General features: G+C 69.7%; 23 protein-coding genes. 20 read left to right on the top strand and 3 right to left on the bottom strand.

The genetic code is table 11. The annotated features are described in order from the left end of the window. Positions 1-7: 7 nt before the first annotated feature. The 17 genes from C556_RS19535 (at position 8) to C556_RS0105840 (ending at position 17407) form a co-directional block, all read left to right on the top strand. Positions 8-817, top strand: coding sequence for a hypothetical protein (locus C556_RS19535; protein ID WP_018747316.1), 810 nt, complete (start codon positions 8-10; stop codon positions 815-817). Next, positions 814-2139 (top strand): hypothetical protein, encoded by a 1326-nt coding sequence (locus C556_RS0105915; protein ID WP_026262847.1) that lies wholly within the window; start codon positions 814-816, stop codon positions 2137-2139. Before C556_RS19535 ends, C556_RS0105915 begins: the two co-directional genes overlap by 4 nt. Next, positions 2136-3173 (top strand): hypothetical protein, encoded by a 1038-nt coding sequence (locus C556_RS0105910; protein WP_018747315.1) that lies wholly within the window; start codon positions 2136-2138, stop codon positions 3171-3173. The genes C556_RS0105915 and C556_RS0105910 overlap by 4 nt, the downstream gene beginning before the upstream one ends. Positions 3174-3248: 75 nt before the next feature. Beyond that, a complete protein-coding gene (locus tag C556_RS0105905; RefSeq protein WP_018747314.1) occupies positions 3249-4133 on the top strand; it encodes a hypothetical protein in 885 nt (294 codons plus the stop codon). Next, complete coding sequence (locus C556_RS0105900; RefSeq protein ID WP_018747313.1) at positions 4130-4681, top strand: hypothetical protein; 552 nt, start codon at positions 4130-4132, stop codon at positions 4679-4681. The genes C556_RS0105905 and C556_RS0105900 overlap by 4 nt, the downstream gene beginning before the upstream one ends. 12 nt (positions 4682-4693) lie before the next feature. Further along, positions 4694-5785 carry a peptidoglycan-binding domain-containing protein gene (locus C556_RS0105895; protein WP_018747312.1) on the top strand — a complete coding sequence of 364 codons (1092 nt, stop codon included), beginning with the start codon at positions 4694-4696 and terminating at the stop codon, positions 5783-5785. Positions 5786-5845: 60 nt separating this feature from the next. Next, a complete protein-coding gene (locus tag C556_RS0105890) occupies positions 5846-6484 on the top strand; it encodes a phage baseplate assembly protein V (protein WP_018747311.1) in 639 nt (212 codons plus the stop codon). A 205-nt stretch (positions 6485-6689) separates the two neighbouring features. Continuing rightward, a complete protein-coding gene (locus tag C556_RS0105885) occupies positions 6690-7337 on the top strand; it encodes a hypothetical protein (protein ID WP_026262846.1) in 648 nt (215 codons plus the stop codon). Positions 7338-7770: 433 nt separating this feature from the next. Beyond that, positions 7771-8187, top strand: a complete 417-nt coding sequence (locus C556_RS0105880) for a contractile injection system sheath initiator (protein WP_018747309.1) — start codon at positions 7771-7773, stop codon at positions 8185-8187. After that, the gene (locus C556_RS0105875; RefSeq protein ID WP_018747308.1) at positions 8177-9724 is read left to right on the top strand and encodes a baseplate J/gp47 family protein; all 1548 of its coding nucleotides are present in this window, start codon (positions 8177-8179) and stop codon (positions 9722-9724) included. The genes C556_RS0105880 and C556_RS0105875 overlap by 11 nt, the downstream gene beginning before the upstream one ends. A gap of 240 nt (positions 9725-9964) precedes the next feature. Continuing rightward, on the top strand, positions 9965-11851 hold the full coding sequence (locus C556_RS0105870; RefSeq protein ID WP_018747307.1) for a hypothetical protein: 1887 nt from the start codon (positions 9965-9967) through the stop codon (positions 11849-11851). A gap of 44 nt (positions 11852-11895) precedes the next feature. Next, on the top strand, positions 11896-12384 hold the full coding sequence (locus tag C556_RS0105865) for a hypothetical protein (RefSeq protein WP_157235910.1): 489 nt from the start codon (positions 11896-11898) through the stop codon (positions 12382-12384). Continuing rightward, the gene (locus C556_RS21510; RefSeq protein WP_018747305.1) at positions 12384-13958 is read left to right on the top strand and encodes a tail fiber domain-containing protein; all 1575 of its coding nucleotides are present in this window, start codon (positions 12384-12386) and stop codon (positions 13956-13958) included. Before C556_RS0105865 ends, C556_RS21510 begins: the two co-directional genes overlap by 1 nt. A 3-nt stretch (positions 13959-13961) precedes the next feature. Continuing rightward, complete coding sequence (locus tag C556_RS19525) at positions 13962-14978, top strand: H-type lectin domain-containing protein (protein ID WP_018747304.1); 1017 nt, start codon at positions 13962-13964, stop codon at positions 14976-14978. A 159-nt stretch (positions 14979-15137) separates the two neighbouring features. Then, positions 15138-15326 (top strand): hypothetical protein, encoded by a 189-nt coding sequence (locus C556_RS0105850; protein ID WP_018747303.1) that lies wholly within the window; start codon positions 15138-15140, stop codon positions 15324-15326. A gap of 12 nt (positions 15327-15338) precedes the next feature. Further along, on the top strand, positions 15339-16619 hold the full coding sequence (locus tag C556_RS0105845) for a hypothetical protein (RefSeq protein ID WP_018747302.1): 1281 nt from the start codon (positions 15339-15341) through the stop codon (positions 16617-16619). Positions 16620-16633: 14 nt separating this feature from the next. Next, positions 16634-17407, top strand: coding sequence for a hypothetical protein (locus C556_RS0105840; RefSeq protein ID WP_018747301.1), 774 nt, complete (start codon positions 16634-16636; stop codon positions 17405-17407). Between the two features lie 247 nt (positions 17408-17654). Here the strand turns inward: C556_RS0105840 and C556_RS24055 are convergent, their stop codons facing one another. Both C556_RS24055 and C556_RS19520 read right to left on the bottom strand, forming a co-directional pair. Further along, positions 17655-17789, bottom strand: coding sequence for a hypothetical protein (locus tag C556_RS24055; RefSeq protein ID WP_018747300.1), 135 nt, complete (start codon positions 17787-17789; stop codon positions 17655-17657). Positions 17790-18205: 416 nt separating this feature from the next. Continuing rightward, on the bottom strand, positions 18206-18871 hold the full coding sequence (locus C556_RS19520) for an EF-hand domain-containing protein (protein ID WP_018747299.1): 666 nt from the start codon (positions 18869-18871) through the stop codon (positions 18206-18208). A gap of 244 nt (positions 18872-19115) precedes the next feature. Here C556_RS19520 and C556_RS0105825 point away from each other — a divergent pair, with 244 nt between their 5' ends. The 3 genes from C556_RS0105825 (at position 19116) to C556_RS0105815 (ending at position 21608) form a co-directional block, all read left to right on the top strand. Next, on the top strand, positions 19116-19826 hold the full coding sequence (locus tag C556_RS0105825; RefSeq protein WP_026262845.1) for a response regulator: 711 nt from the start codon (positions 19116-19118) through the stop codon (positions 19824-19826). Then, a complete protein-coding gene (locus tag C556_RS0105820; protein ID WP_018747297.1) occupies positions 19799-21151 on the top strand; it encodes an ATP-binding protein in 1353 nt (450 codons plus the stop codon). The genes C556_RS0105825 and C556_RS0105820 overlap by 28 nt, the downstream gene beginning before the upstream one ends. A gap of 67 nt (positions 21152-21218) precedes the next feature. Then, positions 21219-21608: a GFA family protein gene (locus C556_RS0105815; RefSeq protein ID WP_018747296.1), complete on the top strand. Its 390-nt coding sequence runs from the start codon at positions 21219-21221 to the stop codon at positions 21606-21608. A 404-nt stretch (positions 21609-22012) separates the two neighbouring features. Here the strand turns inward: C556_RS0105815 and C556_RS0105810 are convergent, their stop codons facing one another. Next, positions 22013-22960: a YiiX/YebB-like N1pC/P60 family cysteine hydrolase gene (locus C556_RS0105810; RefSeq protein ID WP_157235907.1), complete on the bottom strand. Its 948-nt coding sequence runs from the start codon at positions 22958-22960 to the stop codon at positions 22013-22015. Positions 22961-23065: the final 105 nt, after the last annotated feature.

Raw genomic sequence — 23065 nt, 5'->3', positions numbered from 1 at the left:
CGCCATCGTGCATCTCCAGATCGCCGACACCGTCCTGCCCGCGCACCATGCGGGCGGCGCCGCCGCGCTTTGCCTCGCCGGTCCATCCGGCGAGCGCTGGACGCTGCCGCCGTGGACCTACCGCCAGCACCTCGCCGCCCTGCGCGAGTGCGTGACGGTGGACGGCGACGGCGCGGCGCTCGACAGCCGGCGGCTGGCCGACGCGGTGCTGGCCACCGGCGACCTGCCCGACACGGCGCGCGACGCCGCTGTCGCGCTGGCGCTGTGGTGGGCCGGCGGCGCCGATACCGCGCCCGAGGCCGAACTGCGCGACGGCTGGATCGACCTGGACGGCGTGCCGGCGCAACTGGCGCCGTGGACCGAGGGCCAGCGCGCCCAGGCGCTGGGCGAATGCCTGGTCGGCGAGGATGCCGAAGGCGTGTGGTTCGACGCCGTCGGCTACCTGGACCGCATGGCGCGCGCCACGCTGCGCCAGCCCGCGCCGGATACGCTCCACGCCGCCGCGACCCAACGGCTGCTCAACGCCGTGGTGGCGCTCAACGTGGTCGATCCCGAGGATCGCACCCTGCTGGGCGCCGGCCCCGCCGCCCGCGAAACCGCCCAACGCACGCTGCGCGCCTGTCGCGCGCTGGGCTGGACGCCGAGCCAGGTCTGGGCCGCCCCCGCCGCCGAGATCGAGCGCGTGCTGCAACTGCTGGCGCTGGCCGAAACGCCGCCCGCGTCCTCCCGCCCCGCCCCGGCCGCCGCGCCACGGCGCCCGCGCCTGGCCGACCACCCCGACGCCTTCGTCATCCAGTTCGAGGACGATGCGCCGTGAGCCTGGAAGTGGAACAACTCGGCGCCCGCCTGCTGCGCCCGCTGCTGCGTTCGCTGCATGAAGCCAGCCAACGGCTCGGACTGGACTTCGAGCCGCAGGTACAGGCCGACGACGCCACCGAAGCGCTCGCCGACGACCCCGCCGCCGCAAGCGCCAGCGCACCCGCGCGCCAGCCCGACATCCACCGGCCCGACATCCGCCCGGCCGCCGGCCAGCGCGGTGCCGCCGAACCGATCATCGCCCCGTCGCGCCCGGCCACGCCGCACCACGCCCCGGCCGCGACGACCGCCGCCCCGGTCGGCGTGACCGAACCCGCGCCCCGCGCCACATCGCACGCGGCGCAGGTGCCGCCGTCGCAACCGGCCGCCGCCAGCCCGCGCCCCGACCTGCGCGCGCCTGTCGCCGCAGTGCCCGCAGCGCCCACCGACGCAACGATCCCGGTGGCCGCCGCTGCCGACAACGCCGCGCCCTCGGCCACCACCACCGCCGTGCCCGCCGCCAGCCAGCATGCCGCGCCGGTCCGGCTGAACTACCGCTCGTTGTCGTTCGCCGCCATCGAAACCGACTGGCCGCAGGTGCTGTCGCCCACCGTGCTGTTGCCGGGGCCGCTGGTGCCGGCGTTGCCGCCGGCCGGCCCGGCCACGCTGCGCCGCCTGGCCGCACCGACCGCCAGCGCCCCCCGATTCATCGACGTCGCGCCGCAACCGTCCGCATCGGTCGCCCCGGCACGGCACGACCACCCCGTACCGCAACAACCGGCGACGTCCGCCACGGCGGCGGCCCAGCCCGCCTCCGTCGCCACCGCCCGCGCCAACGCCGACGTTCCCGCGCAACCGGAACAGCGCCCGGCGCCACAAGCCGGCGTGGTCCGGCTACGTCGCCGCAGCGCGCCCGCCAGCGCCCCGGCCGCCGCCGAGGCCGTGCAACGCGACAGCCAGGCCGCGCCGCAGCAGCTCAGCCGCGCCGCCCATCACGCCCTGCGCCAGGTCGGGCAGGCGGTGGAGCCGGTGCTCGACCGCGCCTACGCCGCCACCGTCGGCGCACTGGCGGAGCCGGCGGCATTCGCCAGCGCCCTGGCCGCCAACGACCACAGCGCGCTGCAACGGGTGAACGCCCCGGTGGCCAACGAAGCGGGCTGGCAGGGCGCCGACGCGATGCCGGCCGGCGACGGCGGCGAAGCGCCGCGCGTGGCCAACCATTTCAACGTCAACGTGGCGATGAGCAGCGGCGGCGGCGCGCTGGCCGACGATCCGCAGGCGCTGCGCGACGCGCTGACCGAACTGCTGCGCGACGCCGCGCGCCGCCAGGGGCTGGACGTATGAGCCCGCGCCCCGGCACCGGCTACACCGTCAAGGCCGGCGACTACCGCGCCAGCAGCGGCCGCGACGCCGGCGACCGCCAGTTGCTGAGCCTGCTGGTCGAGATCGACCTCGATAGCGCCGGCGGGCTGTGCACCGTGGAATTCGCCGCCGCCGAAGGCGCCCCGGTGGAGGCCGGCGCGCCGGTCAGCATCAGCCTGGACGTCGGCGACGGCGCGGTCGAGGTGTTCACCGGCGAAGCCGGCCAGGTGCGCATCGGCGCCGCCAGCGAGCGCATCGACGCCTGGGACGCGCTGGCCACGCTGGCGCGCACCCGCGTGGCCTCGTTCTACGACAGCGTCAGCGCCGATTTCGTGATCAAGGATCTGTTGCAGAAGGCCGGCGCCCAGGCCGGCGACGTCGCCCCCGGCCCCGACCTGGCGCAATACGCAGTGCACGCCGGCCCGTCGGTGCTGGCGCACCTGCAAAAACTCGCCGGGCTGTGCGGCGCCGCGCTGTACTGCGACGGCGGCGGCAAGGTGCAGGTGCCCGGCCCGGACACCCGCGGCGCCAGCCATCGCTTCCAGTACGGCGAGACCGTGATCGCGCTGGCGTTGCAGCCGGCCACGCCGGCCTACGACAGCGTCGAGGTGTGGGGCGAAGGCGCGGCCAGCGCCAAGGGCGCCGACAAGGCGCACTGGCTGAGCACCGACCTGGCCGGCGTGCAGGGCAAGGCCGCGCTCGGCGCCGGCGGCGCCACCAGCGGCAAGCTGGGCCAGACCCCGCTGCAACTGATCGACGGCGCGCTGCGCAGCGGCGACGCGGCCCAGGCCGCCGCCGACTACCGCACCAAGGCGCTGGCGGAACGCACGGTGCGCGGCCACCTCGACGTGTTCGCCACCCCGGCGGTGCGCCCCGGCGACACCGTGACGCTGGACAAGCTGCCCACCAACCACCCGGCCGCGCGCCTGCTGGCCAGCGGCGCCACGCTGAAGGTGCGCCGGGTACGCCATACACTGGACCGCGCGCGCGGCCTGATCACCCGGATCGGCTTCTGATGCGCGCCCCGCTTTTCCTTCGCCCCCTGCCGCCGCACGGCGCGCGCGCGACCTTCGTCCGGAACGGAGGCTGACATGGTGCGCATCGGCAAGATCGAACTGAAGGGTGTGCAGAACCTGCACACCGAGGAAGCCCGCACGCTGGTGGAACAGCGCGTGCCCGAACAGCAGGGCAGCGTGTTCCAGGACCTGGGGCGCGAGCCGGTCACCGTGGTGGTGGACGGCCTGCTGTTCGGCGAGGAAGTGCTCAGCACGCTGGAAACGCTGCGGGTGGCGCACGCCAAGGCACAGCCGCAGTCGTTCGCCGCCGACATCGCCGTGGGCAGCGATCTCACCGAAGTGGTGATCGAGGATTTCCGCGTGCGCCAGGTGGCCGGTTATCCCGACCGCTACCGCTTCAGCATGCGCCTGCGCGAGCACGTCGAGCCGCCGCAGTCGATGGACGCCGCGCTGGCGCCGGTGAACCAGGACATCGCCGGCGACGCCGCGTCATGGAGCGACGGCGCGCTGGGCGCGGCCGGGGTGTTGCAGGATCCGGGCTCGCTGACCCAGGCGTTGCTGGACAACCCCGACCTGATCCACAACCTGGATGCGGAAGCACTGGGCGCGGCCATCGGCGACAACCTCGACACCCTGGCCGGCGGCCAGCTGGGCGAGATGGTCGACGCCGTCAGCGCGCTCGATCCCGAGAAGGCGTCCGGCCTGTTCGACGCGCTGGGCAAGGCCGGCAAGCTGGGCCAGATGCTGACCAAGTTCATCGACGAAGGCGCCACGCTGCTGGAGAAATTCAAGCCGCTCGACCAGAAGTTCGGCTCGCTGATCCGCGCCTTCAGCGGCGGGCTGGAGTTCCTCTCCGCGCTGAAGAAGGTGGCCGACAAGGCCGGCAAGCTGGTCGGCAACCTGAAGGATCTGCAACTGCCCGAAGGGCTGGACCGCATCGTGCGCGGAGAACGCAAATGAGCACGCCGGCCGACATCGTGCGCGACCTCCAGGAGCTGGTCGATGCGCTGACCGCGCTGCTGCGCACCAGCACCATGCGCGAAATCCCCAACATCGCCCGCGACCTGGGCGTCACCGACCAGCTGGTGCAGCTGATCGATCGCGCCAAGAGCCTGTTCGACCAGGTGTGCGCCGGCGCCGAGCCGCTGCAACGCATGGCCATCGGCGCCGACGCGCTGGTGGCGATGGCCGGCCCGGTACCGCCGCTGGTGAACGGCCTGGCCGACGTCACCGAAGGCATCGCCACCTGGGTGCAGAGCCTGCCGGCCGACCAGGCCGCCGACCTGGCGCCCGCCGAGGCCAACCAGACGGTGAAAGACATCACCCGGAGTTTTCGCAGCGTGTCCGACGCGCTGGATCAAGGATTGGAATTTGCCGAGGGCGTCGTCGAACTGCTAGCGCCCGAGCAATGGACGGGTCTGGTGGCGTCGCTCAAGGCGTTCACCCAGGCCATCGTCGACCTGAAAGCCGTCCCACCCGCCGCCGACGCGGCAGCCCCAACTGTTTGAGGAGTTCCGACCATGCCCGACACCCCCGCCGCTCCCACACCCGCCGCACCCACGCCCGCTGTCCCGACCCCCGCGCCGGGCGAGCGCCCCGACAACCCGTTCCGCGCGCTGGCGCTGCTGCTGAGCGCGGTGCGCGAATCGCTCGAAGGGAGCAAGGCCCCGAACAAGGCACCGCGCTGGGTGCGCATCGTGCGCGTGCGCGAGTTCAAGGAAGACACCATCGCCAGCGTGGTCACCACCATGGCGGGCGGCCTGGTCACCGCGCTGGGCTACATGCAGCGCTTCACCCTGGACGCCACCGACCTGCTGATCCAGGGCGACGCCGCCAAGGCGCTGGTCGAGGTGTCGGCCGAGTTCGTCAAGAAGGCCACCAGCAAGGAATTCATCAACGCCCTGGAACTGGCCATCGGCCAGGAGCCGAGCGCCGATTCGCCGATCGGCTCGGTGGCCGGCGTGGTGGACCAGATCGTCAAGATCGCCGACAAGGTGCCGGAGCCCGAAGACCTGGAAGTGATCGGCCGCGAGCTGTACAAGCTGCTGGCCATCGACCTCAAGCCGGCCGACGACGCCGCCGACGCCAGCACCACCGACCACATCGAGATCGACACCACCGGCAAGCTGCGCCTGCTGCAATGGGGCCTGGGCTCCACCTTCAAGGTGCAGAACTTCGGCAAGGGCGCCACCCCGTCCGAAGCCGTACTCACCGCGCTGGGTTCGCGCCGGGTGTGGCAGGCCGACAACGCCAGCCTGCCGCAGCGCAGCCTGGGCAAGTGGGGCGACGAGGCCAACCAGGAAACCGTGTTCGAACTGCTGTTCAACGGCGACAAGGCCGGCGTGGACATCGCCGAGGCCAACACCATCCTCGACGGCCTGGGCTACCCGGTGCCCACCGGCCTGGACCGCAAGGTGTTCTCCGACAAGTTCACCGAGCGCCTGAAGTCGTTCCAGACCATCAACGGCCTGGAAGCCAACGGCAAGCTGGACAAGGCCACGCTGAACCGCCTGCTGCACCTGGATACCGAAACCCAGAGCCTGAAGCGTGCCAAGCGCTACAAGGCCGATCCGGAAGCCGCGCCGTCGCCGGCCGCCGGCAAGAAGAAGTAATCGACGTACCGCCCCGGCGCCGCAGCGCGGTGCCGGGGCACCGAACCGACAAGGTCGAACGTGAGCGATCCGATAGCCGTCATCCGCGCCGTGGTGCGCGACGAATTGCGCAACCTGCGCCTGGGCGACCTGGGCGTGGTGACCAGCGTGTTTCCGCATACCGACGCCGGCGATGTCCACCACTACGAGTGCAACGTCAAGCTGCGCGAATCCGACCTGGAACTGCGCAAGGTGCCCATCGCCACCCCGCACATCGGCATGGCGAGCTGCCCCGCCGTGGGCGACCTGGTGCTGCTGACCTACGTCGGCGGCGACCCCAACCGCGCGGTGGTGACCGGCCGGCTGTATTCCGAGAACGCCACGCCGCCGCTGTTCGACGAGGGCGAGTGGCGGGTGCATTCGCCGCTGGAAGGCGCGACGCACATCGCGATCGACAAGGAAGAATCGTTCGTCGTGACCGCCGGCAAGACCGTGGTCACGGTGAAAAAGGACGGCAACGTGGAAGTGGCCGGCGAGGCCGACATCCAGATCGAGGTGAAGGGCAACGCCACCATCAAGTGCGGCGATTGCACCATCGACGCCTCCGGCAACATCGACCTGGGCACCGGCGGCGCCGGCGTGATCACCGAGGCCAGCCACAAGTGCTACTTCACCGGCAAGCCGCTGGTGCCGTCGCAGACGGTCAAGGCGAAGGGGTGAGGGGTGAGGGGTGAGGGGTGAGGGGTGAGGGGTGAGGGGTGAGGGGTGAGGGGTGAGGGGCGACAGCGTGGGAGTGGGGAGATGAAAGTGGAAATGGTTTTGACATTGCCGAATACCAACAACGCAGCGCCGGTCTGCGCGGGCGAGGTGTTGCCGTTGCCGTTACCCCTCACTCCTCACCCCTCACTCCTCACAGCGTAAAGCCATGCCCGCCCCGCAAGCCTCTCAGCTCGAATCCGTCGCCGACGGCATGGTGCGCGCCGCCGCGCTCCAGGGCGAGGACGCGCCCGGGCTGGCCAAGGCACTGGCCAACGCCACCGCGCAGGCGCTGACGATGTTTCTGTCGCAGGCGATGGTGATGCCCGGCATTCCGGCCGCGGTGACGCCGCCGGCCGGCGCCGGCGCCACCTCCGGACCGGGCCGGCTGATGCCGCCGCCGGCGGGCGGGCCGATGGCGGCGCAGCTGGAAGGACTGTGCAACGCGCAACTGACCGCGCAGGGCATCAAGGGCGAGGACGCCCCGGGGCTGGCGCGCACCATGGCCGCCACCATCGCCCAGGGCATCCAGCTCTTCACCGCGCAGAGCATGGTGATGCCCGGCATCGCGGTGGCCGGCTTCACCACCAGCGCGCCGGGGCTGTTGCAGCCGGTGCCGCTGGCGTCGTCGGTGGAAGGCGCCGCCAAGGGCTTCATGCAGCGCGACGGCCTGCGCGGCGAGAACGCGCCCGACCTGGCGCAGGCGATGGCCAACACCGTCGATCTGGCGCTGACGCAGTTCGCGTCGATGGCGATGGTTTCGCCCGGCATCCCCTGTCCCCCGGGAGCGAGTGCCGGGCCTGGGAGGCTGATGTGAGTGGAATGCTGAAATCGCAATGCCCCCGGCAAAGCCGGGCGCGGCCGGTCAGCGGTATGCGGGCATCGGCACTCCCCGATTCCCCCCACTCCCCCCGCCCTCGCCGCCGCGCCTGGCGACACGATGCACCGCAGCGGGGAATCGAAAGGAAGCAATGCCCCCGGCAAAGCCGGGCGCGGCCGGTCAGCGGTATGCGGGCATCGGCACTCCCCGATTCGCCCCACTCCCCCCGCCCTCGCCGCCGCGAGGGGGCCTCGCTGTGCTCGAACGCGGTTCCGGCAGGCGCGGGTTGGGGGGCTGAAGGCACGACGACAGATTTGCGCCGCATCCGACAGGTGCGGGCACAAGGATTTGATGACATGCCGCAAGCGGCACGGCGACGGGCCGCCGTTTGCGGGATGACGTTCACCGGTTCAAACGAGGAAACAGCATCGTGGTGACACACGACCCTTACGGCACCGATCTGCGCCTGACCTTCGGGCGGCGCGGCGAGGAGGCCGACCTGGCGGTGGGCATGCAGGATCTGGAAACCGTCAGCGGCATCGACAACCTGTTGCAGGCGCTGGCGCTGCGCCTGCTGGTGGATCGCGGCGAGCTGGGCGGGCTGGGGCATCCGCGCTACGGCAGCCGCATCCGCGACCTGCTGGGCGAGCCGCTCGATCGCCCCAACCTGGAGCTGATGCGCCGCTACGTGCGGCAGACGCTGATGCAGGACCCGCGCGTGGCCGAGGTGGTGTCGGTGTCCGTCCAGGCCGCCGGCACGCGCCGCGACAGCGTCGAGGTGCTGGCCCAGGTATTGGCCGGCGACGGCGAGATGGCACAACTGGAGGTGACCTTCGATGCCGCTTGACGAGCCGTTCCTGAAAAAGAACTTCGCCCGCGTCGCCACCGACCTGCTGACCGACATCGCCTCGGGCGGCGGCGGGCGGCAGCCGCTGACCGACGCCACCGAGGGCAGCGTGGTGCGCACCCTGGCCGAGGCGTTCGCCCGCGAACTGGCGGTGTGCTACGAGCAACTGGACCACGTCTACCGCAACGCCTACCTGGAGACCGCCGAGGGCGGCTCGCTCGACAACGTGGTGGCGCTGCTGGGCCTGAAGCGCCGGCGCGGCGGCTACCTGGAAGGCGTGGCGCTGTTCAGCCGGCTGACCCCGGCGCCCGAGGACATCCACATCCCCGCCGGCACCCTGGTGGCGGGGCGCGACGCGCCGCCGTGCGCCACCATCGAACCGGCCGTGCTGGCGCGCGGCGAGCGCGCCGTCAGCGTGGGCATCCGCGCCCAGGAGACCACCGACAAGCCGGTGATCGCCGACCAGCTCAACGTGATGCCGCGCCCCATCGCCGGCATCGAAAGCGTGCGCAACCCCGGCGACCTGCTGCGGCGCCAGCGCGAAGAGACCGACGCCGAGCTGCGGCTGCGCGCGCAGGGCCTGGTGCGCGCCGCCAACACCGGCACCGTGTCGGCCATCGAAGAGGCCGCGCGCTCGGCCGGCATCTCCGAAGTGCACATCATCGAACAACCCGGCGGCCAGCCCGGCATGATGACCGTGGTGCTGGGCGACGCCGAGATCCCCGACCCGGTGTTCGAGGAGGCGCAGAACCGCATCGAGGCGGTGCGTCCGGCCGGCATCTTCGCGCGCTGCGAGCGCGCGGTCACCGTCTACGCCCAGATCACCGCCACGCTGGAAGTGGACAGCCAGCGCGACGAGCGCGAACGCAAGGCCATCGAGGCCACGCTGACCCAGCAACTGGCGGACTACGTCGGCCAGCTCGCCATCGGCGCCACGCTGCGCGAAGCCAAGATCCGCGCCATCCTCACCGGCCACGAGGCGGTGATCGGCGTCGAGCCCACCGGCAACCTGCCGCTGCTGACGCCCTATGCCTTCGGCGAGGACGGCAAGCTGGTCCCCAACACCGAGCGCTACCTGGTCGACAAGGGCGACATCTCCCCCGGATTGCTGGGCCGCGTGCAGCTCGACCAGTCGACGCTGCCGCCGCGCCTCAGCCTGGAGCCCTCCACGGTCAAGGCGCGCCTGGCGGTGCGGCTGACCGCCAAGGGCACCGACGGCGACGTGGCGCCGGCCACCCGCGCCGCGCTGGAAAACGCCCTGCGCCAGTTGGTGGAGCAGATCAACAAGACCATCCAGGAGCAGCAGGCCGGGCAGCTCAGCAGCGCCGCGCTGGCCACCGCCTTGCTCAAGGCCGACGTCGCCGGCGCGCTGCGGGAGATCCGCATCACCGTGACCCACGACCGCGACGGCCGCGCCCTCGAACTGGGCAACGGCAAGCCCGAGGTGTTGCAGGCCAACGACCGCAGCGACGGCTTCGGCAACCGCGAGCAACTGCTGCTCGAACCGATCCAGTGGGTGGTGGGCCAGGATGGCTAACGCGCGTCGTCAAATGATCGGCCCCCGCCGTTGCCCGGTTGGATCGACCGGCCGGGGCGTCGGGGTCATGGGCAAGGCGCGCGATGCCGTCGAGAGCGTTGTTTCGGCCCAGCGCTGTCGGATTCGATGCAGTGCGGGATGCCGCGCAAGGAGCGGGACGCGCCGCGGTATGAATACCGCAAGCGGCCTGCGACACCGCGCGGCGCCCGAAATGTATCGAATGCTGTCGGGAAACCATCGATGACACTCCCTAGCCTCGCCCTGCGCCGTCAACGCCTGCTCGACCTGCTGCCGCGCATCTTCACCGCGCAGCCGGCCGACAGCGCCGTGGGCGCGGTGATCGCCGGCATGGCCGGGGCGCTGGCGCGGCTGGACAGCGACATGACCCGGGTGCTGTACGACCGCTGGAGCGCCATGGCCACCGGCGAGCGCCTGCCGGACGAAGACAGCGCGCTGGAGCGCCTGGGCCATCTGCTCCAGGTGTACCGCCTGCCGGCCCGGCTGGCGCCGCGCAGCGTGGACACCGACGAATACGGCCTGCACCTGCACTTCGCCACCTCGCGCCACCTGGACGACGCACTGCACGGCCTGCTGGGCGCCAGCTGGAACCCGACCGACCCGGACGCCCACGCGCACGGGCTGCGGCTGCTGACCGACCTGTTCCCCGGCCTGCGCTTCGACCACGCCACGCTCGACGAAACGCTGCACGTCCAGCCCACCAGCGACGACCCGGCGGCGCTGCAACGCTTCGACGCGCTGCTGCACCCCGAAGGCGGCGAAGCCTACCGCCGCCGCCTGCAACTGACCGCGCCGCTGCTCACCGGCGGCATCACCACGCCGCGCGCGCTGCTGGCGCTGGCCATCGCCGACCTGGGCGCCGAGCCCAGCCTGGGCATGTTCCGCCGTGGCGACACCCTGGTGGCGCGGGGCATGCCGCCCGGCACCCGCAAGCGCTGCCCGCACTGCGCCGGCACCGCGCCGGACACGCCGTGCCGCGCCGAAGGCCAGCAGGTGCTGGAAGCGTGGCTCACCGACAACCCGGTGCTCGACTGCGACCACTACGAGCCGGCGCCCCGGCTGCGTCGCGTGTTCAACGTGAGCAGCGCCAGCCAGCTGGCCGACCGCCCGGTGCTGCGGCTGACCGCCACCGAGCGCCCCATCGCCTACCCGGCGATCCAGAGCCGCACCACCGGCGAGATCACGCTCTACGCCGGCACGCTCAAGCCCGGCGAAACGCTGCACCTGTACCCGGACGGCCAGGGCCTGGATCTCCCCGCCTACGACAGCAACGGCGCCGCCAACCACCACCGCTGGCTGGAGCCGTATCCCCGCGGGCGGGCGCTGGTCACCACCGAGGGCAAGCCCGAGCGCGACGTCAGCGGCGACATCTTCTACCTGTGGGGCAACCGCTTCGACGCCGACAACTCGCGCTTCGGCGGCGGCCGCGACGAAGCATTGCGCTGCGGCGTACTGGACCAGGCGGTGCGCACGCCGTTGCTGCTGAACGGCGACAACGCGCTGATGCTGCTGACCTTCGCCAAGCCGGACGCCGAATTCGCCGACACCAGCGACACCACCCACCTGTCGGTGTTCGCCGACAGCAAGGACAAGGACGGCACCCGCTTCGCGCTGATCGACCGCGATCTGGCGCAATCGGACCAGAGCTTCCTGACGCTGCTGCTGCAATCGCTGACGCAGACCGACACCACCGCCGAGGACGGCGGCGATTCCGCCGCCAAGCCGCCGCTCAAGCTGCAACTGGAATGGCTGGCGCGCGCGCCGGCCACCTTCCGCCTGCGCATCCCCAAGAACGGCTGGGTCGCCGACGCCGAACTGCGCGGCGCCGTGACCCTGATGCGCCAGGACATCGAGCGCGCCCGCGCCGCCGGGGTGCGCGCGCTGATCGACTTCCCGGTGCTGCCGTACCGCGAGGAACACGACAGCGACGACAGCGGGTTCGCGCTGGCCGCGACCCTGAGCGGGCGCGAAAGCCACGACCCGCGGGAAGGCCGGCTCGCCATCACCGCCAGCCAGCCGCTGGCCGACACCCACGCCGTGGGCGAAGGAGGGCTGACCTTCGACGCGGTGTGGGATGCCACGCGCTTCGACTGGAGCCGAATGCCCTGAGCACCGGCGCCGACAACGATGAAGCAATCTGGAGAAACGACAAGATGACCGCGTTACGAGAAGTGAATGGCCTGGGCGGCGTCCTGGGCATCGTGGTGCGCGACCTGGACGGGCGCATCGTCGAGGAGCGCCGGGTGAAAAACCTGATCACCACCGCCGGCCGCGTGGCGCTGGCGCAACTGATGACCGGCGGCGCCTCGCCGGGGCGGTTGCAGATCGCCGTCGGCGGCAGCGGCAAGGAAACCGCGCCCGAGCAGACCGCCCTGCTCGACCCGCTGGACATCGCCGACGCCACCGTGCCCGCGCTGGGCGCCGCCCCGCCCGAGGACGAGGCCCCCCCGCGGGTGAAGGCCACCGTGCAGGCCACCCTGCCCGCGCGCGGCAGCGCCGGCGAAGTGCAGGCGCTGCAAGAGGCCGGCATCGTCATCACGCTGTCCAACCAGCAGACCGTGCTCTACAACCGCGTCACGTTCCCGCCGATCAACCGCTCCGGCAACCTGGAACTGACCCTCACCTGGGAGGTGATTTTCTGATGGCCGATCGTCCCGCCCCCTACATCAAGAAGGACCCCGGCGACATCATGCTCGCCGCGGACTGGAACGAAATGCAGGTGTTGGCCCGCGCCGACATCGAAACCGTGCGCACCCAGCGCATCGACGCCGGCCGGCTGGACGCCGCGACCAGCGGCCTGCTGACCAACCTCACCCTCAGCGGCGAGCTGAAGGTGGCCGAGCTGAAGATCAACGGCGACTCGGTGGCGCAACGCTTCTCCAGCCTGGAAAGCAGCCTCAAGGGCACCATCGACGCCAAGCTCGACCGCGCCGGCGGCACCATCGGCGGCACGCTGACCGTGGGCGGCTCGCTGACCGTCAACGGCGACCTCACCGTCAACGGCACCAGCAAGCTGAAAACCACCCAGGTGGCCGGCCCGATCAAGCTGCGCACGCTGACCACCATCGAGGAAGGCAACGGCGTCTGGGCCAACTTCGGCTCCAACGCCTATTTCGACGGCGGCTGGCGCCAGGTGGACGCCAACCGCCCCGGGGTCAACCTGCACATGAACGCCGAGGACGGCGTCGGGCAGGAGTTCCGCTTCTTCCGCCTGGAGAAGAGCGCCGCCCAGCAGCGCAACATCGCCGTCATCGGCACCGCACTCAGCTACCTGCGCGAAAGCAACTTCGCCATCGGCGCCGACGCGGTGGAAAACAACGAAAGCTGGGGCCGGGTGCTGGATGTGTACAACGCCGCCACCACCAAGCTGTCGATCCGCGCCGGCGCGGTGGACAGCCGCGTCACCTCGCACACCAGTGGCTTCTACAACGCGCCGGCCGGCATGATCATCGGCACCCGCAGCGCCCACCCGGTCAGCCTGGTCAACGGCGCCCAGGTCAACATGACCTTGCAGACCAAGTACGTCGACCTGCTGTGCAGCAGCGGCGGCCCGCTGCGGCTGTCGTCGGGCTGGACCGCGCAGCCGGACGGCAACCGCATCTGGTCCGAGATCTCCAACGACGTCACCAACTACAAGACGCTGATGATCATCGGCAACAAGAGCAACGACGGCACCACCCGCCGCGTCAGCGTGTGGGATCGGCTGGAGGTGAACGGCAGCCTGTCCGTCACCAAGGCGATGACCGTCGGCGGCCTGCTCGAAGCCAGTGCCGGCATCGTGTTCGAGGCCGACCAGCCGGGCCACGTCAAGCGCGACGGCTCGCTGTACCGCTACAGCGGGCAGGCCTACATCGGCATCGACGACAACCTCTACATCTACGACTGGAGCCGCAACCGCTACTTCCAGTTCGACACCATCGCCATGCAGATGCGCAACAGCTCGGATGCCCGGCTGAAAGAGGCCGTCGAACCGCTGCACGCGCCGCTCGACCTGGTGCGGCGGCTGCGCGGCGTCAGCTTCCTGTGGAAGGACGGCCAGGCCGGCGGCCAGCGCCAGCTGGGCCTGCTGGCCCAGGAAGTGGAACAGGTGCTGCCGCAACTGGTGGCCGAAGGGCCGGACGGCATGAAGCAGGTCAGCTACCTGAGCCTGATCCCGTTGCTGCTGGAAGCCATCAAGGCGCAGCAGGCGCAGATCGACCAACTGGCGAGCCGCTGAACCATGGCCGAGACCCGCAAGATCCTCTCGCGCACCACGGCCGAAGCGCCGGGCGACGCCACCGAGCTGAAGGCCACCGCGGCGCGCGGCACGCCCGAGCCCTACGTGCGCAAATCGGCCGGCGACATCATCCGCGCCGACGACTGGAACACCGCCCAGGTGCTGGCGCGCGCCGACCTCATCGGCCACGACCACACCGAGCTGGGCCAGGCCATCCCGCGCGAGGCCATCCGCGCCGGCGCCATCGACGGCAGCCGCATCGACCCCGACGCCGTCATCGCCGCGCGCGCGCTGGCGCTGAAGGACAGCCTGAAGATCGGTGCGCGCGACGTGATCGCCGACCTGGACCGCGCTTTCAGCGCGCTGGAGCAATCCAGGGCGGCACTGGACAAGACCAACGGCGACCTGGCGCGCACCGCCACCACCGTGGGCACGCTGAACAGCCAGCTGGCGCAGACGCCGCAGCAGACGCTGTCGCAGGCCGGGCTGGTGGTCAGCGGCGACCCCGCCCGCGACGCCCGCAACCTCCTGGTGGACGGCGATCTCCAGCTCAAATCCGGACACAAGTTCCACGCCACCGGCCGCCTGCACATCTCCGGCGACGAAATCCTCTACCTGCTGAACAAGAGCGGCGTGATCATCGGCAAGGAATGGGGCGGCAACGGCAAGCTGGACGTACAGGGCGAGCTGATCGCGCAGGGCAACCTCACCGCCCGCGGCGGCCTCACCTTCGGCGACGGCAGCCGGCAGAACAGCGCCATGCTGGTGCAGGGCGGCACCTGGGATTGCGGCGAGATCAAGAACGGCACCGCCGAGCGGACCATCGGCCTTTCCGGCTTCACCCAACCGCCGACGGTGCTGGTGTCGATGGCCGTGCTCGACTCCAGCAAGAGCGCCAACCTGCGCATCCGTTGCTGGGCCGACACCGTCAGCGCCGGCAGCTTCCGCCTGGTGGCGCAATCGTGGGGAGACACCTACATCTACGCCATCGGCGGCACCTGGATCGCCTTCGGCCGCTGAGCGCGGCTGACAAACCCCTCCTGGCGGCGTCGCGCGGGGGCGCCGAGCTGAACTTGCCGTACTTACCCGTACTGTCCGCGTTTCGCGCTTCTTGCCAGGACCGCTACGCTGGGTTTTGTCAGCCGCTCTGAACACCCCCTCAACCAAGGAAACGCAACAATGAAGTCGCAAATCGAAGCCCGCCTCGCCACCCTGCGCGGCGAGCTGGAATCGGGCCAGCAGGTGCTGGCCGACCTGGAACAACGCCACGCCGAAGTGACCCACACCATGCAGCGCATCAGCGGCGCCATCCAGGTGCTGGAAGAACTGCTGGCCGGCGACGGCGTCGCCGCCGACCACGCAGCGTGACGCGGCACCGGCATGGCTGATCCCGTCGTCCAACTGCTGAGCGACCAGCAGGACGCCAGCGGCCGCACCCTCACCGTCGGCCCCGACGGCGTGGCGCTGCAACTGGTGGTGCCGCCGGGGCGCAGGCTGGATCGCGTCCGGCTGACCATCAAGGCCGTCGACACCACCGGCAAGGCCGCCACCGGCGTCACCCTGAGCAGCGATACCGGCAATTTCACCGCCGCCACGCGCTGGGCGCGCGCCGAATGGGGCGAGGAACGCGCGCTGGTGGGGCTGGCCTTCGGCGCCGACACCCCCGGCGCCGCCGGGCGCATCCGCATCCTGAGCGACGGCGTGTGGCTGCCGCTGGCGCCGCTGGACACGCTGGCGGTGAACAAGGCCGCGCAAAGCTTCGTGCCGCAGGCCGCCAGCGCGCTGGCGGTGGAAGTGCTGGCCCAGCAGGGCGACATGAAAGTGCTGGTGCCCAACCCCGCCATCCTCGGCGGCCTGAGCCTGACCGTCACCGACCAGCCGTGCCATGCCGCGCTGGCGGTCGGCGACGACCCGCCGTTCTTCCGCCATGCGGGCGTGCTGCCGGCGACCCCGGTGGAGATCGGCGGCCTGGCGCGCCTGGCCAACCGCCACCTGCTCGACCATCCCGGCAGCAACGTGGTGCCGCTGCGCCTGCTGGCCGCCGCGCCGCGTAAGATCCGGATCGACAGCTTCAGCGCCGTCCTCGTCCCCGAAACCCCCGCCCCGACGCCGGGCGGTGGAGGCGGCGGCGGGTCGGGCGGCGGATCGGGCCAGCCGTCCGAAGACCCGAACGCGCCGCGTCCGGGCGAGATCACCGTATTGCAACCGGCCCAGGCCCAGGCGCTGGAAGCGCGTCGCCTCGGCGGCGACTTCCGCGTGGCGCAGCGTTTTCGCTGGGACGACGCCCAGCACGCGCTGTCGGCGGTCGGCGTCTACGCGCGGCGGCTGGACCACGCGCCGCAGGCGCAACTGACGCTGCACGCCGACCACGCCGGCGTGCCCGGCGACCAGGCGCTGCTGCCGCCGCTCAGCGTGGCGGTGGCCGACGGCGACGACGCCGGCTGGCTGCGCGCGCGCTGGCCCGAACCGCTGAAGCTGCCGGCCGGCGACTACTGGCTCAGCGTCACCGCCCAGGGCGGCGAAGCGCTGTGGTACACCGCCGCGCAACGCCCGGCCGGCGCGGGCGCCGCGCTGATCCGCATCGCCGGCGGCCCGTGGCTGCCGCTGCCGGACGACACCGCCTGGGCGCAACTGGGCGTCCACGCCGTGCCCATCGCCTAACCCTGGTATCGACCATGCTGCAAGCCCTGGAAACCCTGCTCCAAACCGACCTCCAGCAAGCGCTGGGCGAGCGCGCCGCGCTGACCGTGGGCGCCGTCGCCCCGGCGCCGCAGGCCGGCAAGGCCGCCGTCTGGCTCAACGCCGCCAGCCTGGACACCGACCCCGGCGACGACCCCGGCCGCGTCGGTCGCGGCAGCGCCCACCTGCTGCGCTCGCAGACCCTGACGCCGATCGCCAGGCAGCCCGGCAACTTCGCGCTGCCCGCCGGCCAGACCGTGGTCGACGTGCAGGCGCCCCCCGGCCGCCTGCTCAACCCCGCCGACCACTACACCCAGGACGGCGCCACGCTGCGCTTCCTCACCCCGCCCCCCTCGCCGGTGCTGGCGCGACTGCGCGGCGAACGCGCGCGCGGTTACGTCGAGCGCATGCCGGCGCGCGGCGAACTGCTGCTCAGCGCGTGGGCGGAAAGCGGCCCCGCCGCCGCCGCGCTGCTCGGCGACGCGCTGGGCAGCGTGCTGGCGCGGCTCTCGGAAATCGACGTGGTGGAACTGGTCACCCCCGGCGCCGGCCCGCTGGCGATGCGCCTGTACCGCCCGGCCGCGTGGCTGGCGCGGCTGGAGAACAGCAGCGTGCGCCTGGGCAACCGCGACTGGCTGGTGGCCGCCGCCCACATCGGCCTGCGCGGCGAAATCGAACTGGCGCTGGCCGTCGGCACGCCGGAACCGACCTCGCTCATCGAGCGCATCGAAGCCACCGCCCAGGTGGTGCCGGCCCGCCAACCGGATTGATCCGCGCGGCTGCGCCAGCACGCCTCTTCCGGTTTTCCAGGCATAAAAAAACGGCGCCAAAGGCGCCGTTTGTGCCACGGGAACTACCTACAGGGGGCGGGGAGATAGTTCCGATGGGGTACTACACAAGCCAGAGCGGTCAACAAAACCCAGCGCAGCGGTCCTGGCAAGAAGCGCGAAACGCAGACAGTACGTGTAGTACGGCAAGTTTCGGGCGACGCAGCCAGGAGGGTTTTGTTGGCCGCGCTTACTTGGACTGCTCAGCCTTCGGAGCGCTGGCCTGATCGACAGCCGGCTCGTCAGCAGCGTGGGCAACGCCCAGGGTGAAGGCGGACAGGGCGGCGATGGCGGCGAACTTGGCGATGATTTGGCGAACTTGCATCGGTTTGACTCCAGTTAAGTAAACGATGGGTGGGCTGAGCCACGGGATGGGATATAGCAGGGTCCGTGCCAGCCCCATGCATATCCATATAAATCAATTACTTATCACCAAACCCCTGACTGACATGCCTGCCATATGCTGTTGCCATCCTGGCAATCTGTCGTCAACCGGCGACAGATACCGCCAGCAAACACCCAACCCCATGAAAGAATTAGGAAAATCCCTGTCGCCGGGGCGCGACAGCGCAATGGCACACCTGTTCGATCAACAACTTAGCGCTGGCTGGCGCACCGGCCCGACTGGCCGTTGGTGTCGGCGCGGCGCCGTTCCGCTGGTGGCGGCCGCCCCAAAAAAACGCCGCCCATAAGGCGGCGCAAGAGGGATGTTCGTCCGGCACGGGCCGGGTATTGCTGCGGTCAGGCGGTGACGCCCGCCAACAAGGTGGCGTAGGTGTCGTCCTCGTTGCTGCCGTTGGCGTAGCTGCTCGCCAGTTGCGCGATCAGGTTCTGGATCAGCGATTGCGTGCTGTCCTCGTCGTCCTCGGTGGACGCGCCCTGCTGCGGCGGGGGTGGCGGCATGCCGCCTTGCGGGCGGGCCTGGTCGGCCTGGGTCAGTTCGTCGGCGCTCAGACTACCGTCGCCGTTGCTGTCGATGCGCTGGAACATCTCGGCCGATTTGGCTTCGTCCGCCCCCTTGGGCGCGCCAACCTTGAACTCGTCCAGGCTGAGCGCGCCGTCGTCGTCCTCGTCCAGCTTGCCCAGCAGTTCGGCCAGGCTGCCGCCGCCGGCCTGGCCGCTGCGGAACTGCTGCGCCGCCTGCAGCAACTGCGCTTCCATCTGCTTGGCGAAGGTGTCCGACTCGTCCTGGGTGACGGTGCCGTCGCCATCGCTGTCGATCTTGGAGAACAGCGCTTCGGCACGGTTGGTGTCGCCTTGCGGCGAGCCGGCCTTGAATTCGTCCAGCGACAGCCCACCGCTGCCGTCGGCATCCATTTGCTTGAAGCGCTCCTTGGGGTCGGGCCGCTGGGCATAGGCCTGGCTGACGCCGGCCCACGCGCTGCTCCCGCTGATGCTGCTGACCATGTCTCATGCTCCTTGAAGCCGGCCCGCCGATGGCGAGGCACGGGTTGCATTGGCGCCGGGGCGCCGGCACCCGCGGCACGACAGACCCTGCGGGCACGTTGCCGTATTGGAACCGCCCCATGTCAGCGCGGCTTGTCCGCCGACGCCCGTTTTGTCGCCACTTGGTCATGGCCGGCGGCGCCGTTTACATGCCCGTTACAACTGTCGGATCGCCACCCGCATTGCCGGCGCTACCATGCAGGGCATGGAAAAAGAACACCTGCTGGTGGTCGACGACGACGACGAGATCCGCACACTGTTGCAGGACTACCTGGAAAAGAACGGCTTTCGCGTCAGCACCGCGGCCGACGGCGCGGCGATGCGCCGGGTGCTGGCGGCCGATCCGGTGAAGCTGGTAGTGCTGGACGTGATGCTGCCCGGCGAGGACGGCCTGGCGCTGTGCCGCGCGCTGCGCGCCGAAAGCGAGATCCCGGTGGTGATGCTGACCGCGCTCAACGACGAGACCGACCGCATCGTCGGGCTGGAGCTGGGCGCCGACGACTATGTGACCAAGCCGTTCAGCCCGCGCGAGCTGCTGGCGCGCATCCGGGTGATCCTGCGCCGCACCCGCCACACGCCGGTGACCACCGAGCCGCGGCTGAGCCATTTTTCCGGCTGGCAACTGCAACACGCCGGACGCCAGCTGATCTCGCCCGACGGCCTGGCCATCCCGCTCAGCCTGGCCGAATACCGGCTGCTGAAAGTGCTGCTGGAACACGCCAACCGCGTGCTCAGCCGCGACCAGCTGCTCGACTACACCCGGGGGCGCGAGGCGGTGCCGTTCGACCGCAGCGTGGACATGCTGGTCAGCCGGCTGCGCCAGCGGCTGTCCGACGACCCGCGCAATCCCGCCCTGATCCGTACTGTCCGCAACGAAGGCTACATGCTATGCAGCGCCGTTCAATTGGAGCGCTGATCGGGCGCTGGCTGCCCAACACCCTGTCCGGGCGCATGGCGCTGCTGGTGGCGGTGGGCCTGATCGCCATGCAGCTGCCGGGCTTTCTGCTGTTCAGCCACCAGCGCGTGCAGTTCGACCAGGAGCGCGCCACCCGGCTGGTGATCGAGCGCAGCCTCGACCTGCTGGCCATCGCCCAGCCCGGCATGCTGGAAGGGCAGGACCCGCGCCTGCTGGCCGCGCGCGGCTTCGCCCTGCTCGGCACGGCGCATGGCGTGCCCAACGACGCCCGGCTGCATCGCGACCTGCTGGCCGCCGCGCCGGCCGGCTCGCAACTGGCGCAACAGGTGCTGGCCAGCCGCATCGCCGTCTACCGCGAGCACGACTACCTGACCGCGCGCCTGCAATTGCCCGACGGGCAGGTGGTCACCTTCCGCCAGAACACCCGCCCGCCCGGTCCGCCGCCGGGCATGGCCGGCCCGCCGGGGCTGCGCCTGCCGTGGCCGGTGGTGTTCGACTTCCTGGCCCGTTCGGCGGTGGTGATGCTGCTGGCGTTGTGGGCGGTGCGCTGGCTGTCGCGGCCGCTGACCGCGTTGTCGGCCGCCGCCGAGCGCATCGGCCGCAACCTGCAGACCCCGCCGCTGGCGGAAACCGGCCCGTCGGAAGTCCGCCACGCCGCGCGCGCCTTCAACCAGATGCAGGCGCGGCTGAAACGGGTGATGGACGAGCAGACCCGCATCCTGGCCGCCGTGTCGCACGACCTGAAGACCCCCCTCACCCGCCTGCGGCTGCGCGCCGAAAACGTCGACGACGAAGCGCAGCGCGACAAGATCGTGCGCGACCTGACCGAGATGGAAGCCATGCTCGACGCCACGCTCGACTTCCTGCGCGGCGAATCGTGGCGCGAAGCCACCGTGCCGGTGGACATCAACGCCCTGCTCGCCGCGCTGGCCGACGACGCCACCGCCACCAGCGACGGCCGCGTCACCCTGAGCGGCCAGGCCCGCCAGCCCTACCCCGCGCAGCCGCTGGCGCTGAAGCGCTGCGTGGAGAACCTGCTGCACAACGGCCTGAAATACGGTGGCGGCAAGGTCGAGATCATGGTGGTGGACAGCACGCACCGTTTGCAGATCATCCTGCGCGACCACGGCCCCGGCGTGCCCGAAGCCATGCGGGAGCAGGTGTTCGAGCCGTTCTACCGCCTGGATTCGTCGCGCAACCGCGACACCGGCGGCACCGGCCTGGGGCTGTCCATCGCCCGCAGCATCGCCCGCGCCCACGGCGGCGACGTGGCGCTGGCCAACGGCGAACTCGGCCTGGTCGCCACCTTGTGGCTGCCGCGCTGAGCGGCGGCGGCCACACCGCGCCGAAGCCGCCGATAATGACGGCCACATCGTCGCGACGGATCTTCCCATGCTCCAAGGTCAATGCCTGTGCGGCACAGTGCGCTACCAAGTGGCGGACCGTTTCGCCTACGCCCTGAACTGCCACTGCTCGCAATGCCGCCGCGCCACCGGCGCCGCCTGCAAACCCTTCGCCGGCATCGAGCGCGAGCACTTGCACCTGATGGCCGGCGCAGACCGGCTGATGCGATATGGTGACGACGGCGCGCATGACATCCGCTGCGGCCAATGCGGCTCGCTGCTGTATTCGGTAGTGCGCGACGGCGCGTTCGTCCACGTCACGCTTGGCACGCTGCTCGACACCCCGTCGATCAGCCCCAGCGCGCATATCTTTGTAGGCTCCAAGGCGCCGTGGCATGAAATTACGGATGATTTGCCGCAGCATTGGGAGTTCGAGTGAGCTTCGCCGGTCAAGCTATTTTAAAAACTCCCAAAATTGCAATGGAAAAAGAAAAATGGCAGCTATTCACTGGACATCCTACCTGACCGCTTTATCAACTCCCGCGGTCGCGATATTTGCAGCATGCATAGCCTACCGGCAGTGGAAAACTGCGAAAAACAAATTGAAACTGGACCTTTTCGAACGAAGACTAGCCATATATGAGGCAACTCGAAAATGCCTATTGGCCTTGGCAACATTCGGAAAGACTGCGGATTCCGGCTGCGTTGACTACCCATGCCAGCAACGGTTGACCACTTCGCATGCATGCGCTGGCTCGGACCAACCATGAGCGTGAGCCCGTTCTAAGCTGATCAGAATCATTCGCGACCGATAGCGGTCAGCAAGACTTCTGAACCGGTGCGCTATGTACGAGAGAAATCCCAGAAGGTGTAGTGGAGCTTCTTCTCCACTTCGTGAATCTGCTTGACGCACTCGTTAGCTTTTTCGGACGAAATGCAGCCCTTTTTCTCTAGGGCACGGATCTTTCGGATCATTTCTATCCGATCTTCGTAGCGTGCGCGATTGAGTTTGAGTCCGTCGATAAATGCTTTGGAAATCATCTTGTGGATGGCTTCGTACTCCTGTACGAACGCGATGTAGGGCCTGACCTTCTCGGTGATGTCCGTCCAGTCTTTGCCTTGATCGGCAATGCGGTCAAAGTCGCAGGGCTTGATCACATGATGCCCCTTAGGGATGTGACTGCCATCCACCTTGCATTCCTGGTAGACCTTCCGAGCGAGCTCTGAGCAATACGAAAAATCCTTGCCAGGTTTCTTTCTCGATGAAATTTTGTAGGGCTGCTCGATGTAAAAGGCAAACCGCTGCTGCATGGCCTCTCGGTGCTGGTTCGTGATCTTGTTAAAGCGGATCACTCGCCAGTTGTCTTCGACGTCCTGGAGCACGTCCGTGATAATCCGGTTAGACACGCCAGGGTCAGGCATGGCGTCGATGCAGATGAAGTCGGCATGAACCAGCGCGACATGGCTCGACTTGGCTTTGAAGTAAAACGGAATCTGCGACTTTGCGAGTGCTTTAGATTTGAAGGATGTTCCGGTCATGAGCACGACATCACCAGTCTCCAATTGATCGTCAAAGCCTTTGAGTTTTTGCATGAAATCACAGTCCTGGCGTCGAACTACGGCACGAAAAATGGGCCAATGGACCTCGGGGATGTAGCTGATCTGTGCCATGACGTTCAATTCGTCATCGGACATGCTCAGCATCTTGTTGAAGTAGGCCTCGCGCTGTTCGTCGGTGGACATTTTTTGGATCACATGCGATGCAGCGGCATTTCTGGCGATTTCTTGCAAGCTCCGCATAAGCCCCCAGTGGTGACGTGGATGTTGGTGTGCGGGTTGATCAGAGGCGCATGCCTGCATTGGACTTGGATACCGCTTTGGCTCTGTCTTCAATAT

Origin of the sequence: Chitiniphilus shinanonensis DSM 23277 (assembly GCF_000374805.1) — a bacterium.
GTDB lineage: Bacteria > Pseudomonadota > Gammaproteobacteria > Burkholderiales > Chitinibacteraceae > Chitiniphilus > Chitiniphilus shinanonensis.
This window is presented reverse-complemented; position numbering and strand designations above follow the sequence as displayed.

Excerpts from the sequence above, each read along its gene's own strand:
- C556_RS0105910 (WP_018747315.1), top strand. The coding sequence starts at position 2,136 with ATGAGCCCGCGCCCCGGCACCGGCTACACCGTCAAGGCCGGCGACTAC.
- C556_RS0105905 (WP_018747314.1), top strand. The coding sequence starts at position 3,249 with ATGGTGCGCATCGGCAAGATCGAACTGAAGGGTGTGCAGAACCTGCAC.
- C556_RS0105900 (WP_018747313.1), top strand. The coding sequence starts at position 4,130 with ATGAGCACGCCGGCCGACATCGTGCGCGACCTCCAGGAGCTGGTCGAT.
- C556_RS0105895 (WP_018747312.1), top strand. The coding sequence starts at position 4,694 with ATGCCCGACACCCCCGCCGCTCCCACACCCGCCGCACCCACGCCCGCT.
- C556_RS0105885 (WP_026262846.1), top strand. The coding sequence starts at position 6,690 with ATGCCCGCCCCGCAAGCCTCTCAGCTCGAATCCGTCGCCGACGGCATG.
- C556_RS0105875 (WP_018747308.1), top strand. The coding sequence starts at position 8,177 with ATGCCGCTTGACGAGCCGTTCCTGAAAAAGAACTTCGCCCGCGTCGCC.
- C556_RS0105870 (WP_018747307.1), top strand. The coding sequence starts at position 9,965 with ATGACACTCCCTAGCCTCGCCCTGCGCCGTCAACGCCTGCTCGACCTG.
- C556_RS0105865 (WP_157235910.1), top strand. The coding sequence starts at position 11,896 with ATGACCGCGTTACGAGAAGTGAATGGCCTGGGCGGCGTCCTGGGCATC.
- C556_RS21510 (WP_018747305.1), top strand. The coding sequence starts at position 12,384 with ATGGCCGATCGTCCCGCCCCCTACATCAAGAAGGACCCCGGCGACATC.
- C556_RS19525 (WP_018747304.1), top strand. The coding sequence starts at position 13,962 with ATGGCCGAGACCCGCAAGATCCTCTCGCGCACCACGGCCGAAGCGCCG.
- C556_RS0105850 (WP_018747303.1), top strand. The coding sequence starts at position 15,138 with ATGAAGTCGCAAATCGAAGCCCGCCTCGCCACCCTGCGCGGCGAGCTG.
- C556_RS0105845 (WP_018747302.1), top strand. The coding sequence starts at position 15,339 with ATGGCTGATCCCGTCGTCCAACTGCTGAGCGACCAGCAGGACGCCAGC.
- C556_RS0105840 (WP_018747301.1), top strand. The coding sequence starts at position 16,634 with ATGCTGCAAGCCCTGGAAACCCTGCTCCAAACCGACCTCCAGCAAGCG.
- C556_RS24055 (WP_018747300.1), bottom strand. The coding sequence starts at position 17,789 with ATGCAAGTTCGCCAAATCATCGCCAAGTTCGCCGCCATCGCCGCCCTG.
- C556_RS19520 (WP_018747299.1), bottom strand. The coding sequence starts at position 18,871 with ATGGTCAGCAGCATCAGCGGGAGCAGCGCGTGGGCCGGCGTCAGCCAG.
- C556_RS0105825 (WP_026262845.1), top strand. The coding sequence starts at position 19,116 with ATGGAAAAAGAACACCTGCTGGTGGTCGACGACGACGACGAGATCCGC.
- C556_RS0105820 (WP_018747297.1), top strand. The coding sequence starts at position 19,799 with ATGCAGCGCCGTTCAATTGGAGCGCTGATCGGGCGCTGGCTGCCCAAC.
- C556_RS0105815 (WP_018747296.1), top strand. The coding sequence starts at position 21,219 with ATGCTCCAAGGTCAATGCCTGTGCGGCACAGTGCGCTACCAAGTGGCG.